The following is an 11740-nucleotide window of genomic DNA, read 5'->3' as shown; positions in this document are numbered from 1 at the left end:
ACGGTTGGCCCTCAGCCGTGGCCGGGGCAGCGAACTGGACGCGAGTCTCGGTCGTCTGCCGGAGCGTGTCCACCCATGCCCAGGAGGGACCCCGCTGGACCTGCAGGACGATCTGGCGGCCGGGCGAAGCCGGCACGACGACGGCAGTCAGGGCTGCCTTCGCCCCGTCTGGGCTGGCGACCTGGCCGCCCTGCTGGACGATCTGCGGCAACACCTCCAGGCGTACTCGCTGAGCCTCGGCGTCACGTAGCGAGCTGCTCTGGACTGGTGCTCGGCCGGCATCGGTGGCCGCGCCGGGCGCCGGTGCCAGGAGGAGTGAGGCGGGTAGCAGCGCAACGGCCGTGCCTGCGAGGGTGCGACGTTCGAACATCTCTCGACCTTCTTCGCGTTCCGGGCGGACTCATACGGCTGGCCGTCGGGCGTCGCGGCCTGCCCCGTACAGTCGCCTGTGGCCTTTCCCGGTACGACGCAGTCCTGGCCTTCTTGGTTGTCGGGCGTGAGCCGCGAGTGACCTGCCCGCCGTGCGGAACTGCCCCGATACGTGAAGCTTTCACCAGCGGCGCGCAGGTCTGCCCGTATCATTCGAGTCGGTGTGATTCGGGTCACCTTGACCAGGCGGACGCAGTTCGGGCTGTCGAAGCACACGCAGGCGGGCCATGCTGCTCGGACCCTGGGTATGAGGGGAACGAATTGAACGGCGATCACGGCACGGTACCGGCACCCGAACGCGCCCGCGACAGCAGCTGGGGCGGCCCGGGAGTGCGGGCAGAACTGCGCCGGATCGCCGATGACGCGGCACGGCGCGCCGGGTTCCGCGTGTGTGAGATCGAAGTTCTGCGCGGAGACGGGCTCCTCGAGCTGGTGGCCATCACCGGCGCACCTCACGCGGCTTCGACTCCGGGGAGCAGCCACACGCTGAGCCCGGTGTGGCAGGTCCTGCAGGAGGGGACGCGGTACGGCGACTTCGTCTTTCTCGCCGAGGAAGACATGGACGCCCACCTCCAGGAGGCCATCGGCAGCTACGGGTACGTGCCGCCAGCCCTCGAACTGCCGGACCCCGACCGTTGGCGCCCCCTGGACATGCTGGTCGCGCCCCTGACGGACGGCTCCGGTCGCACCCGCGCCCTGCTCCACCTCGACGAGCCGCTCTCGGGCCACCGTCCCCGAGCCGAGCAGCTGCTCGACATCTCGACTCACCTCGAGCTCGTCCTCCAGGCCGTCCTGGCGACCGTCGACCGCGATGAGCTCACCCGTCGGGCACGTCTGGACGAGACTGCGCGCGCGATCGTGCGAGCCGCTTCCGAGCGGCTGGGGGCTGGCGAGCTGCTGGCTCGGGTCCAACCGGAGCTGGTGGCCGGGTTCCGGGCGCGGTCGGTGGCGCTCATGCTCGACGAGCCGCCCGACGAACCGGGCAAGGCGCCCGCCAGCTCGGCGCAGCTCCCCGCATCCCTGCGCCCCGCCGTCGAGGCGGCGACTCGTCGGGCGTGGCAGTCACGGACGGTGATCATCGCCGATCCCGGACGCGTCTGGGGCGACGACTCGCTGGAGCAGGAACACCTGCAGGACCTCACCGATCACCTGCTCGCCCACGACGCGAGGGAGCTGCTCCTGGTGCCGGTGGGGGCCGGGCACGAGTCGACCGGGGTGCTGGTGGTCGTCCGCGACGACCAGGAGGACCGCTGGACCGAGGGGGAGAGCCAAGCGGCGCTCGGGGTCGGGCACGACCTGGGGCGTGCCCTGCTGAGCACCCGCGCGCACGAGCGGGAACAGCAGCTCATCGACCAGTTGCAACGGCTCGACGAATACCGCCAGCAGCTCATCGCGACGGTCTCCCACGAGCTGAAAAATCCCCTGGGGTTGATCGTCGGCCACGTGGAGATGCTCGAGGCGGTCCCTGGTTTGCCGAAGGCGGCCGCGACGTCCGTCCACGCGTTGGGACGCGGCACGTCGCGGCTGACGTCGCTCGTCGACAACCTGCTTCTCCTGAGCCGGATCAGCAACCCGGACATTCCCGTGGTGGGCCTCCCGGTGGACCTCGGGTCCGTTCTCACCCAGGTGGTCGAGGACGAGTCGCTCCGCGCGGAACGCCAGGGCGTGACGCTCCGGACATCGGTCAGCGACGCCTCGTGCAGGGTGACCGGAGAACCCGAGGAGCTGCGCCAGGTGATCGCCAACCTGGTCAGCAACGCCGTGAAGTACTCCCGTACCGGGGGAAGCGTGACCCTGTGCCTCGAGCAACGGGGCGACGAGGTCGTCTTCACCTGCGCTGACAACGGGCTCGGCATCTCCGAGGAGGACCGGGAGCACCTCTTCACGGAGTTCTTCCGCTCGACCAACGCAGAGGCGCTGCAACGACCGGGCACCGGCCTCGGACTGGCCATCGTGTGGAGGATCGTGAGCCGGCACGGTGGACGGACGGAGGTCGAGACCCAGCTGGGACACGGCACCACGTTCCGCGTCGCCCTCCCTGCGGCGGGAGCACTCGGGGATCACGAGGGTTGACCTTGCCCCAACGTCACCCACCACGGTCGTCCCACCGGTGACCGACACCGGGGAGGATGGAGACGATGACCGAGCCCTGCACCCTCGTGACGATGGGCGACCTGTCCTGATCAGCGCGGTCGCCGACGCCCGAGCAGAACGACTTGTGGGGTGGTCTCGGAGCCCTCCGGGGCTCGCTGCAACCTCGCGTGGAGGTCGAAGCCGCTTGCGTCGAGCACGTCGACGACGTGCTGCGGAGCGTGCCGGTAGTTCGTCATGCTCACCGGGTGGCCATATGAGCCGGCACGTTCCGAGCGCTCGCCCTCGCCGGCCTGGAAGGAGGTCAGGAGCCACGCCCCACTCCTCATCACCCGGGCGAACTCGTCGACCAGCGCTCCCAACATCTCCGGTCGCGTGTGGATCATCGAGTACCACACCAGCGCCCCGCCCAGGGTGTCGTCCCGGATGGGTAGTGCCTCCATCGGACCCACGTCGAACGTGATCTCCGGGTGGTTCCGTCGGGCGACGTCGACCATGCCGGCGGACAGGTCGACGCCGAAGACATCGACACCACGGGCAGCCAGGTGGGCGCTGATCCGTCCAGTCCCGCATCCCAGGTCCGCGACGGGGCCGAGAGGCGATTCGAGGCATCGCTCAGCGAAGTCGGCAAGCATGGCGATGTCCAACGCCGTCTCCGCACTCAGTGCTGGCAGGAGAGCCGCGTAGTCCTCGGCGACGGCGTCGTAGGCGTCGCGGGTCTGCGTGAGGTCGTCAGGATCTGTCACGAGTCTCCAGAGCGGACCTCAGCAGGTCCGACCAGTCCGCGTTCACCTGGTCGGCCTGCCTGTGATGCGCAGTCCCAGGTCGCCAGGCCGGGGGGACGGTGACGCCGACGAGGTCGGCGATCGTCGTGACCGTAGCCCTGGGATCGCTGGTGAGGGCCTCGTAGGTGAGCACACAGGGCGTGATCGCGTTCGCGGTGAACCACGCCTGCCAGGAGCCGTTGTGGTCCTCGATGGTCTCGACGAGCCCGAGCATCCGAGCCACGTCCGGCGCCACCGCACTCCGGACGACGTCACCCTGCTGCCAGTACCCGCTCTGCTCGGCGCGAGCCCACGAGACTGCTTGGCCGACCACGTCGTCGCGCACGAGATGGACGAAGGCCAGGCGGCCGAGCGCGGCCTGCAGGGTTGCGGAGTCCGAGACGAGGCGTTCGCGACCGATGCCTTCGACGAGCCTCTCGATCGACCCCCACATGATGCGCGATCCGAACACGCCGTTCTCCGTGGAGGCCGCCTCGCGCACGGCGTCCACGAAGCAGGGGTGGTCCTGCACTCGGTGCCCCTCCGTCTCCAGTCCGAAGCGTGTTGCCCATGCGACTTCGTCCTGCTCCCGGAAGTAGGACTCCGGCCGGCCGAGCACCCCTGTGCTGGCGAGCAGACTGCAGAGGTACGTCGACCCCGTCCGTGGCGTCGCGCACAGGATGTAGCCCCAGGGCTCGTCCACGTCGGGTCGCCCGGCCATAAGCGCGGTCACCGGACCGAGGCGGCCGCGAGGACCTCTTCGACGACAGCGTCGACGTCGGCGTCGGTGGTGCGGTGGTTGGTGATGCACGCGCGGAGGGCGAAGTGGCCGTGCAGGGTGGCGTTGGAGAGGTAGACCCGCCCTCGCGCGTTGACCCGCTCGAGGATCGCGGCGTTGGCCTCGTCGAGGGTGGCCGGGTCAGGCCCTGTCCAGCGGAAGCAGACCGCCGACAACGGGACGTCTGCGAGTCGCTCGAGGTCCGGCTCGGCATCGACCCGGGCAGCCAGGCGCTGGGCCTGCGCGATGTTCCCGGCGATGGACTGACGGAAGGCTTCGAGACCGTGGTAGCGCAAGGAGAGCCAGAGCTTCAGCGCCCTCACCCGTCGCGAGAGCTCGATGGTCTCCTCGAAGAACATCTGTCCCTCGATCGGGTCAGCGCTCAGGGACACGGCGTAGTCGTCGCTGAGCGAGAAGGCGCTCCGCGCGGCGTTCGCGTCGCGATAGAGAAGGAGGCTGCAGTCCAACGGCTGGTAGAGCCACTTGTGTGCGTCGACAGAGACCGAGTCCACGTCGGCGAGTCCCCGGAAGAGCTCCGGCTGGACCATGGCCGCGGGTGCGCCGTACGCGCCGTCGACATGGACCCACAGGTCGTTGTCCCTGGCGATCTCGACGATCTCCGCGATCGGGTCGACCGACCCGGTGACGATGGTGCCGGCGCTGGCGATCACCGCGATCGGCTTCCGCCCCGCGGCCCGGTCCTCGGCGATGGCGTGGCGCAGGGCGGCGAGGTCCAGGCGTCGGTCGGCGTCGATGGGCAGGAGGCGAAGGTTGTTCCGGCCGAGGCCGAGCAGCCCGACCGCCTTGCCCATCGACATGTGCACCGCGGTCGAGGCATAGACGACGGCCTTGGCTTGGGCCATGACACCGTCCTCATTCGCGGGTGCCTTCGCCTCCCGGGCCATGGCGAGGCCCATCAGGTTGGCCATCGACCCGCCGCTGGTCAGGGTGCCCGAGAAACCCGCGCACCCCAGCGCCTCGGCCAGCCACCCGACCACGGTCCGCTCGATCACCGTCGTCGCCGGACCGGAACGCCACGCCGTCGCGTTCTGGTTGACGACCGAGGCGAAGAAGTCGCCGAGTGCGGCCACCGGCTCGCCGGAGCCCATCACGTAGCCGAAGAAGCGGCCGTTGCCGGTGCGGCTGTGCTGCGCCACGTCGGTCAGTGCGTCCAGGGCGGCGGCCCCGAGACCTTGCTCGGGGGCGGGGCCGGAGAACAGGTCGACGCTCTGCGCCCCCGTGGTCGCGGGCTGGATCGGCGTCGAGTCGAGCTCGCGCAAGTGGCGCACGGCCTCCTCGCACACCCGGGCGGCAAGGGCGGAGAAGTCGTCGGGGGAGAGGTCCAGGGGCGCCGGTGACATGCCTGCAGTGTGCCGCCTCACGTGGCTAGTCTGCGGTTCATGTATTCGCTGTGGTCGGAGAACTCCCTGTTCTCCATCGGTAGCCAGGACTCGGTGCTCTCGATCGGTAGCGCTGCCTCGTTCGCGTCGATCGCGAGTGTTGCGTCCTTTGCCTCGGCTGGTTCGATCGCATCGGCGATGTCGGCCGGCTCGGCGCTGTCAAACCAGAGCGCGGGCTCGCTCCTCTCGCACCAGAGCAACGCGTCCGTGCTGTCGAGCCAAGCAAACAGGGCGCTCCTCAGCAGCCGGAGCGACGGGAACGTCCCGGCCGGCGTGGTCGCCATCGGCGTACTGCTGGCACTCGGGGCCATTGCCGCGCACCGGGCACAGCGTTCGGGCTGACCGGCCGCGGGGCCGAACGGAGTCGCGCATCGCGCAACTCGGTGTGGGTACCACCGACGGCATGACTGACTCGACCAACCCCTCGGGAAGCACGGGCGACACCGGCGACGTGATCGGCGCCGGTGTCGGCAACACCACGGAGAAGGACCCGTCCGACTGGACCACCGGCGACGAGCCGATGACCGGTGCCCAGCGCAGCTATCTGGACACCCTGGCCAGGGAGGCCGGCGAGACGCTGTCCGCCGAGCTCACGAAGGCCGAGGCCTCCGAGCACATCGACCGGCTCCAGTCGCAGACCGGCCGCGGCGCAGCCGACTGACAGGTCCTCGTCAGGCCCGCGGGGCGCCGCTCAGGAAGGCGTCCGGAGCCGATCGTCGGGGATCACGGCGATGCCGACGATCTCGATCAGCGCCTCCGGCTGCCACAGGGCCGTGGTGCCGATCCCGGCCATCGCCGGATAGGAGGCGCCGGCCAGCTCGCGCCACACCTCGCCGATCTCCCGGCCGTGCGCCTGGTAGTCGGGGATGTCGGTCAGGTAGATGGTGATGCTGACGAGGTCCGAGGGCTGGCCCCCGGCCTCGGCGAGGGTGGCGAGCACATTGCCGAGGGCAGCAGCTCCCGGCTCAACGTGAAGTGCTGCACGCGCTGCCAGTCGCGCCGCTGGGGAGTGATCGTCGCCAGGGCGACGAGGAGGAAGCAGGCAGTCCATCCCGCTTGATACGTCGTGCCGATCGTCGGTTCGCCGAGGCTGACGAGCGACACGAAGATGCTGTCCGTCACCGAGAGGACCAAGAGCCCTCCGCCCAGGAGGATCCACGGGGGCCTGGCATGACCGGGGCGGCGCAGACCGAGCACGAGCACGAGGGAGACCATCACCACGTCCGCGATGGGATAAGCCAGTGTCGTGGCCCGCGCAAGACCGGTTTCTTCCGAGTCCACGAGGTGGCCCAGCACCGTCGCCCGGCTCACGAACAACACCGACGAGGCAGTCACCAGTGCGTCCAGCAGTGCGCGGAACCAGCTCACGGCCAGTTGCGGCTCCCGCGGGAAGGCGATGAGTGCTGCCGCGGCGGGAATGGTGTAGCCGATGAACAGAAGATCGGTGATGGAAGGGAACGGGTAGACGTGGTCGCGGCTGATGCCGAACCAGAACCAGATGGCCGCCGCGAGTGCCCACACCAGCATGCCAACCGACACCAGGCCCCACGCTCGACGTTCTGGCCCGGGGCGGCGCGCAGCCCGCTGGCAGGCAAACGCCGCGACGAGGGGCGCGACAAGCTGGCAGATGTTGCCCACGTTCTTCGCGCGCTCGTCCCCGAGTTGGTGTGGATGAAGAGAGCGAGGGCCAGGGTCACCAGGATCGAGGTCGCTACGGAGACGGGGAACAGCCATGAAGGCTGGCCCGGGTCTCGCGTGGGGGCAACTGCCGGTCCGCGGATCCCTGCTCCAGTCCGGGGGGTGGCTGGGTGATCACCCCCGCAGCGTATCCGCGAGGTCATTCCTGGGTAGGGGAATGGGTATCCCACCCAATTGCAACCGATGGCGCAGCAAATGCGTCTTCCCCCCATCGTCACCCCACAAAGAATGGAAGAGGAACGAGATGCGCACCACCCGCCTCAGCGCGGCCGCCCTGTCGGTGGCCGCTGCTCTCACGTTGTCCCCCCTTGCTCCCGCTCACGCCGACGCGATCGGCGTGAGGGACCGCGCGGACCTCGACCACGGCGTCGACCTGCGGTCGGTCGTCGTCGACCACAGGGCAGAGAACGTCGTGGTCACCACGACCCACACGGACCTGCGGCCCTCCTTCCGCACCGGCTCCTCCGGAGCCGTATACCTCGACACCGACGAGCTGGACGCGGGGCCGGAGTACGTCTTCGTCGGCGCGTTCTTCTCCGGGTCGGACTACCAGCTGCTCCACACCGACGGCTTCGGCAACCGCCGTTGGGGCCAGCCGGTGGAGGGCTCGTACGAGCTGCGGCTGCGATACCTGAAGGACCAGGCCCGGATTCGGATCGCGCGCGATGCCATCGGGTCACCCGACCAGGTCCGCGTCGCCGTCCGCGTGTCGGGCACCCGGCCCGACGGCACGTCCAGGGGCGTCGTCGACTGGCTCAAGGAGCCGCGAAGCTTCACCGAGTGGGTCGCGCAGTAGGTCCGCTCAGACGGCCGGAGGCACGGGCACGACGGCGACGGTGGTGTGGGCGCGCTCGACCACAGCGGTCGCCACGGTGGAGGACATCATCCTGCCCACCGAGTCCGTCGGGTGCCGGCCCACCACGATCAGGTGCCAGCGCTGTGAGTCGACAGCGAGGCACTCGTGGGCGAAGCCGCGCGCGAGCTGGAGGTCGACCCACACCTCGGGGAACCGCTCGGCGAAGCCGGCGACGGACTCCGCCAGGAGCAGCCGCTCCTCCTCGACGAACGCCTCGGCGGCCGAGACGAGCTGCGGACCGTTCACCGCTGCGATGACGTCGTGGAAGGAGTGCAGGACCGTGAGCGGCAGCTCGCGCATCGAGGCGAGCTCGAACGCGAACTGCAGCACCGCTCGGCCCTCAGTCGTTCCGTCGGCGCCGACCAGGATGCCGCGGCGGACCTGCCCCGGGGACTCGGGCCGGCACACGACCACGGGCGAGTGCGCGCGGCGCAGCACGTTGGCGCTCACCGATCCGAGGAGTCGGCTGCGGAACACCCCGCGACCGCGGGACCCCATGACGACCAGGTGAGCGTCGCGCGAGAGCTCGATGAGCACCTCGCGGGGGTCGCCCTGCACCGCGTGGGCGGTGGTTGCGAGCCCGGGCCGTACCAGCTGCACGGACTCGGCGGCGCCGGCCGCCACGGACCGCGCTCCCTCCATCAGCGCGTCCGTCCCAGCGACGTACGTCGAGGCGGCGCCAGCCAGGGCGAGGGCGTTGAGCTGTGTGACAGGTGCCGCTGTGACGACTGCCAGCGGTCGGTGTTCCCGCGCGGCCTGTTCCGCGGCCCAGCGCAGCGCCCGCCCGGAGTCGTCCGAGCCGTCGACGCCCACGATGATGCTTCCGGGTTCGATGCGTTGGGTCATGCTCCGACTGTCGTCCTGCAGGTGTCTGCGGACCACGGGCGGAGGTCCCGGGTTGTCGGGACCCTTGTCCCCGATCCGGTATCGGTCCCTTGCCACTACCTTCGGCGGCATGAGTCACACCGTGCAACGTGTCGTCGGGGTCCTGGTGTTTCTGGTCGTCGGCGTGCTGAGCCTGCCGGTGGTCGCCTACGTCTTCGACGGCCAGGGGTCCGAGAACTGGATCGTCCCGGTCCAGCTGCTCCTCATGGCAGCGGTCGGCGCGGGCGTCACCGTGGCGCTTCCTGCTCTGGCGCGGGACGGGGCAACCACGCAGCGACGAGCCCTGCTCGGCGTGGTGTGGGGCCTGCTGGCGGCAGTCGCCGCTGTTGCGCTGTTCTTCCTCCTGCTCAGCGGGTTCCGCGGGGCGTGAGGCGACCTCGGGCCTAGCCCGAGAGCAGGGTGAGGAACCGCTCCGCGTCGCCGGTGCGGGGCAGGTTGTTGAACATCACGTATGGCGACGGGCGGCCATCGACCAGGTCCCGCAGCCGGTGGAGCTCCTCGTCGGTGTGGACGTGCCGTGAGCCGGTGGTGCCGTGCAGCCGGTAGTAGGTCTGCTCAGGCGTCACGGTCTCGGTCTGCATCGGATCGACCACGTGCACGAGGTCCAGCTCGGAGCACAGCTCCGTGAGCAGCTGCGTCGGCCACTCGCCACGAGGCTCCCAGAGCAGCCGACCGGCGGGCCGCTCGACCTGCGAGACGAAGGCGCGCAGCCGTTCCACGTTGTCGGTCGTCGGGCGGAAGCTCCGCGGGCACTGGAGCAGAACGGCCGTGGCGCGCAGCACCCGGGCGCACTCCAGGGTGCGCTGCCAGCCGGACAGGACGGGAGGCGTCGTACGGAACGCACCTACCTGTCCGCATGCGCTGTCCGGCAGTGGTCGCTTCAGACGTCGGTAGGTGGGGCTGTTGGACTCATGGGTGACGACCTGCCACGCCTTGATGGTGAACTCGAAGCGGGACGGCACCTGCGCCCGCCAGCGGGCGAGCATGGCGTCGCCGGGCGGGTCGTAGAAGGTGTGCTGCACCTCGACCAGCGGGAAGCGACGGACGTACGTCGACTGGGAGATGGTCCACCCGCACAGGCCTACGCGAACGTCCATGTGCCTCACGCCCGTGCCTAGCGCTGAGTGGGGTCTCGATCCGGCGGTCCTGGCAGCGACGAGTCCAGCCGTGTCAGCTGCTCGGTGAGCGCCCGGCGCAGCTGGTCGCGGTGCAGGCTCTCCATTTCGCGCAGCTGGGTGATCTGCGACTCGATGGCCGCTTTCTTCTCGTTGAGGTCGCCGAGGGTCGTCACCCGCTCACGCTCGAGCTCAGCGGTCTGTTCCTGCTTGGTGCGAGCCAACGCGCCGGCCACCCGGTCCGACTCGGTGCGACTTGCCCGCAGGATCGCATCAGCCTTTTCCTGGGCGTCCTTCACCAGCGCCGCGGCCTCGTGCTCCGCGTCGGAGACGAGCGTCTCGGCGGTGACCGCAGCCACCTCGAGCATACGTGCGGCGGCGTGCGTCGGGGTCTCTTGGCCCGCGGTCTGTCTCGGCTCGGTATCCACGCAGCCGACCCTAGCGCTGGTCGGTGAACAAGTCCGCAGTCCACGGCGGTGCGTCGCGGCCAAGGCGCGTCCGACAGGCCTCCACGTGTCACCACCTGGGTGTGACGGCGTCCCGGGCCGTGGCGGCCTGAAACAGAAGGGTTGGGAGGCCCTATGCCTGGCAGTTCTGCCAGGCGAGATGGGAAGGGAGCAGGATGAACGACGAGGGCGACATCGACAGCGCGGGCCTTCTTCTCGAGGAAGGGGTCGTGCTCCAGGCATCCGGGCACGAGCCCCCAGTGGTCGAGCCGGAGGACGACGAGGTCCCGCCCTGGGGGGTGTTGGCGCCGGACCCCACGGGCCTGGGAGCACTCGCATGACCCAGGGCGGCGCCCCTGACGGGTCGACGGAGGACCCGAAGTCGAGGGGCCAATGACCCTGCCGTCAGGGTGCCGAGCGGAGCACCCTCAGGGTATGGACGAATCGACGCAGGACATCTTGGTCGGCTTCGACGGTTCGCCGGCGGCCGATGCCGCGCTCCAGTGGGCGGTCGACACCGCATTGCTCGAGCACAGAGCGGTCAGGGTCGCCATCATCGACGACTCCTACGCGGCGATGCGGGGCGCCGCGTGGTGGCCGGCGGACTACTGGATCGGTGTGGAGGACCAGGCGCGGGTTGTCAGCGCGAAGGCCGGGCGGGAGGACATCACGGTGATCCGCAGGCGGGGCCCGCTCGTCCCCGCGATGGTCACCCTGGCGCATGACGCGTCCCTCCTCGTGCTGGGGAGCCGCGGACACAGCCGGGTCGGTGAGCTCTTCGTGGGCTCGGCGAGCCAGCACCTCGCGGGACACGCGCCGTGTCCTGTCGTCGTTGTTCGCCCGGCGGAGCTGCCGGACGCGAACCGCATCGTGGTGGGTCTTGATGGCTCGTCGGCCAGTGAGGCAGCCCTCGCCTTCGCCTGCCGTCGTGCTCGGGTGACGGGCGAGACGATCGCAGCTCTGCGCGCCGCCGACTACGGCCCGGTTCACCTGGACCGCAAGGGGCAGCTTCCCGAAGCTCTCGGGGTGTTCCTGACCGAGCAGGAGCAGCAGCTTGCCGCGTCCGTTGGCCACGCCCAGGCCGTAAGCCCGGACGTTGCCATCGGCCCGGAGTTCATCGCACTGTCCCCGGCCGTGGGCCTCGTCGAGGCTTCGCAGCAGGCGTCCTTGCTCGTGGTGGGGTCGCGTGGCCTGAACGCGTTCACCGGCATGCTGCTCGGTTCGGTGAGCCACGAGGTCCTGCACCGCGCCCAGTGCCCGGTCGTGGTGGTGCGCTGA

16 protein-coding genes are annotated in these 11740 nt (G+C 70.0%); 6 read left to right on the top strand and 10 right to left on the bottom strand.

Annotation, left to right across the window (positions count from 1 at the left end):
* On the bottom strand, positions 1-370 hold a 370-nt coding region (locus JWN68_RS01160; protein WP_297733441.1), incomplete at its 3' end, for a hypothetical protein.
* 320 nt (positions 371-690) lie between these two features.
* Between JWN68_RS01160 and JWN68_RS01155 the strand changes: the two genes are divergently transcribed.
* A complete protein-coding gene (locus tag JWN68_RS01155; protein ID WP_297733438.1) occupies positions 691-2502 on the top strand; it encodes a GAF domain-containing sensor histidine kinase in 1812 nt (603 codons plus the stop codon).
* 110 nt (positions 2503-2612) lie between these two features.
* Here JWN68_RS01155 and JWN68_RS01150 read toward each other — a convergent pair whose 3' ends face one another.
* Genes JWN68_RS01150 through JWN68_RS01135 form a run of 4 tightly spaced genes read right to left on the bottom strand, consistent with a single transcriptional unit; the run spans position 2613 to position 5746 of the window.
* Positions 2613-3266, bottom strand: coding sequence for a class I SAM-dependent methyltransferase (locus tag JWN68_RS01150; protein WP_297733435.1), 654 nt, complete (start codon positions 3264-3266; stop codon positions 2613-2615).
* Positions 3253-4017, bottom strand: a complete 765-nt coding sequence (locus JWN68_RS01145; protein WP_297733432.1) for a Stf0 family sulfotransferase — start codon at positions 4015-4017, stop codon at positions 3253-3255. The genes JWN68_RS01150 and JWN68_RS01145 overlap by 14 nt, the downstream gene beginning before the upstream one ends.
* A complete protein-coding gene (locus JWN68_RS01140; protein WP_297733429.1) occupies positions 4014-5423 on the bottom strand; it encodes an aminotransferase class V-fold PLP-dependent enzyme in 1410 nt (469 codons plus the stop codon). The genes JWN68_RS01145 and JWN68_RS01140 overlap by 4 nt, the downstream gene beginning before the upstream one ends.
* Positions 5424-5440: 17 nt before the next feature.
* The gene (locus JWN68_RS01135; RefSeq protein WP_297733426.1) at positions 5441-5746 is read right to left on the bottom strand and encodes a hypothetical protein; all 306 of its coding nucleotides are present in this window, start codon (positions 5744-5746) and stop codon (positions 5441-5443) included.
* Positions 5747-5865: 119 nt separating this feature from the next.
* On the opposite strand from JWN68_RS01135, the gene JWN68_RS01130 reads away from it, so the two are divergent.
* Positions 5866-6123 (top strand): DUF3072 domain-containing protein, encoded by a 258-nt coding sequence (locus JWN68_RS01130; protein ID WP_297733423.1) that lies wholly within the window; start codon positions 5866-5868, stop codon positions 6121-6123.
* Positions 6124-6153: 30 nt separating this feature from the next.
* On the opposite strand, the gene JWN68_RS01125 is transcribed toward JWN68_RS01130, so the two are convergent.
* Both JWN68_RS01125 and JWN68_RS01120 read right to left on the bottom strand, forming a co-directional pair.
* The gene (locus JWN68_RS01125; RefSeq protein WP_297733421.1) at positions 6154-6402 is read right to left on the bottom strand and encodes a RidA family protein; all 249 of its coding nucleotides are present in this window, start codon (positions 6400-6402) and stop codon (positions 6154-6156) included.
* Complete coding sequence (locus tag JWN68_RS01120; RefSeq protein WP_297733417.1) at positions 6336-7001, bottom strand: hypothetical protein; 666 nt, start codon at positions 6999-7001, stop codon at positions 6336-6338. Before JWN68_RS01120 ends, JWN68_RS01125 begins: the two co-directional genes overlap by 67 nt.
* Before the next feature lie 403 nt (positions 7002-7404).
* On the opposite strand from JWN68_RS01120, the gene JWN68_RS01115 reads away from it, so the two are divergent.
* Positions 7405-7956: a hypothetical protein gene (locus tag JWN68_RS01115; protein ID WP_297733414.1), complete on the top strand. Its 552-nt coding sequence runs from the start codon at positions 7405-7407 to the stop codon at positions 7954-7956.
* A gap of 6 nt (positions 7957-7962) precedes the next feature.
* Here JWN68_RS01115 and JWN68_RS01110 read toward each other — a convergent pair whose 3' ends face one another.
* The gene (locus tag JWN68_RS01110) at positions 7963-8862 is read right to left on the bottom strand and encodes a universal stress protein (protein WP_297733411.1); all 900 of its coding nucleotides are present in this window, start codon (positions 8860-8862) and stop codon (positions 7963-7965) included.
* Positions 8863-8971: 109 nt separating this feature from the next.
* On the opposite strand from JWN68_RS01110, the gene JWN68_RS01105 reads away from it, so the two are divergent.
* Positions 8972-9271 carry a hypothetical protein gene (locus tag JWN68_RS01105; protein WP_297733408.1) on the top strand — a complete coding sequence of 100 codons (300 nt, stop codon included), beginning with the start codon at positions 8972-8974 and terminating at the stop codon, positions 9269-9271.
* 13 nt (positions 9272-9284) lie between these two features.
* Here the strand turns inward: JWN68_RS01105 and JWN68_RS01100 are convergent, their stop codons facing one another.
* On the bottom strand, positions 9285-9998 hold the full coding sequence (locus tag JWN68_RS01100; protein ID WP_297733405.1) for a DUF72 domain-containing protein: 714 nt from the start codon (positions 9996-9998) through the stop codon (positions 9285-9287).
* A gap of 17 nt (positions 9999-10015) precedes the next feature.
* The gene (locus JWN68_RS01095) at positions 10016-10444 is read right to left on the bottom strand and encodes a hypothetical protein (RefSeq protein ID WP_297733402.1); all 429 of its coding nucleotides are present in this window, start codon (positions 10442-10444) and stop codon (positions 10016-10018) included.
* Positions 10445-10638: 194 nt separating this feature from the next.
* On the opposite strand from JWN68_RS01095, the gene JWN68_RS01090 reads away from it, so the two are divergent.
* Together JWN68_RS01090 and JWN68_RS01085 are read left to right on the top strand one after the other, a co-directional pair.
* On the top strand, positions 10639-10803 hold the full coding sequence (locus JWN68_RS01090; RefSeq protein ID WP_297733399.1) for a hypothetical protein: 165 nt from the start codon (positions 10639-10641) through the stop codon (positions 10801-10803).
* A 94-nt stretch (positions 10804-10897) separates the two neighbouring features.
* On the top strand, positions 10898-11740 hold the full coding sequence (locus JWN68_RS01085) for a universal stress protein (RefSeq protein ID WP_297733396.1): 843 nt from the start codon (positions 10898-10900) through the stop codon (positions 11738-11740).

It is taken from the genome of Nocardioides sp. (assembly GCF_025964975.1).
GTDB lineage: Bacteria > Actinomycetota > Actinomycetes > Propionibacteriales > Nocardioidaceae > Nocardioides.
This window is presented reverse-complemented; position numbering and strand designations above follow the sequence as displayed.

Coding starts and splice junctions, on each gene's coding strand:
- JWN68_RS01140 (WP_297733429.1), bottom strand. CDS start 5,423: ATGTCACCGGCGCCCCTGGACCTCTCCCCCGACGACTTCTCCGCCCTT.
- JWN68_RS01135 (WP_297733426.1), bottom strand. CDS start 5,746: ATGGCGACCACGCCGGCCGGGACGTTCCCGTCGCTCCGGCTGCTGAGG.
- JWN68_RS01130 (WP_297733423.1), top strand. CDS start 5,866: ATGACTGACTCGACCAACCCCTCGGGAAGCACGGGCGACACCGGCGAC.
- JWN68_RS01115 (WP_297733414.1), top strand. CDS start 7,405: ATGCGCACCACCCGCCTCAGCGCGGCCGCCCTGTCGGTGGCCGCTGCT.
- JWN68_RS01110 (WP_297733411.1), bottom strand. CDS start 8,862: ATGACCCAACGCATCGAACCCGGAAGCATCATCGTGGGCGTCGACGGC.
- JWN68_RS01105 (WP_297733408.1), top strand. CDS start 8,972: ATGAGTCACACCGTGCAACGTGTCGTCGGGGTCCTGGTGTTTCTGGTC.
- JWN68_RS01100 (WP_297733405.1), bottom strand. CDS start 9,998: ATGGACGTTCGCGTAGGCCTGTGCGGGTGGACCATCTCCCAGTCGACG.
- JWN68_RS01090 (WP_297733399.1), top strand. CDS start 10,639: ATGAACGACGAGGGCGACATCGACAGCGCGGGCCTTCTTCTCGAGGAA.
- JWN68_RS01085 (WP_297733396.1), top strand. CDS start 10,898: ATGGACGAATCGACGCAGGACATCTTGGTCGGCTTCGACGGTTCGCCG.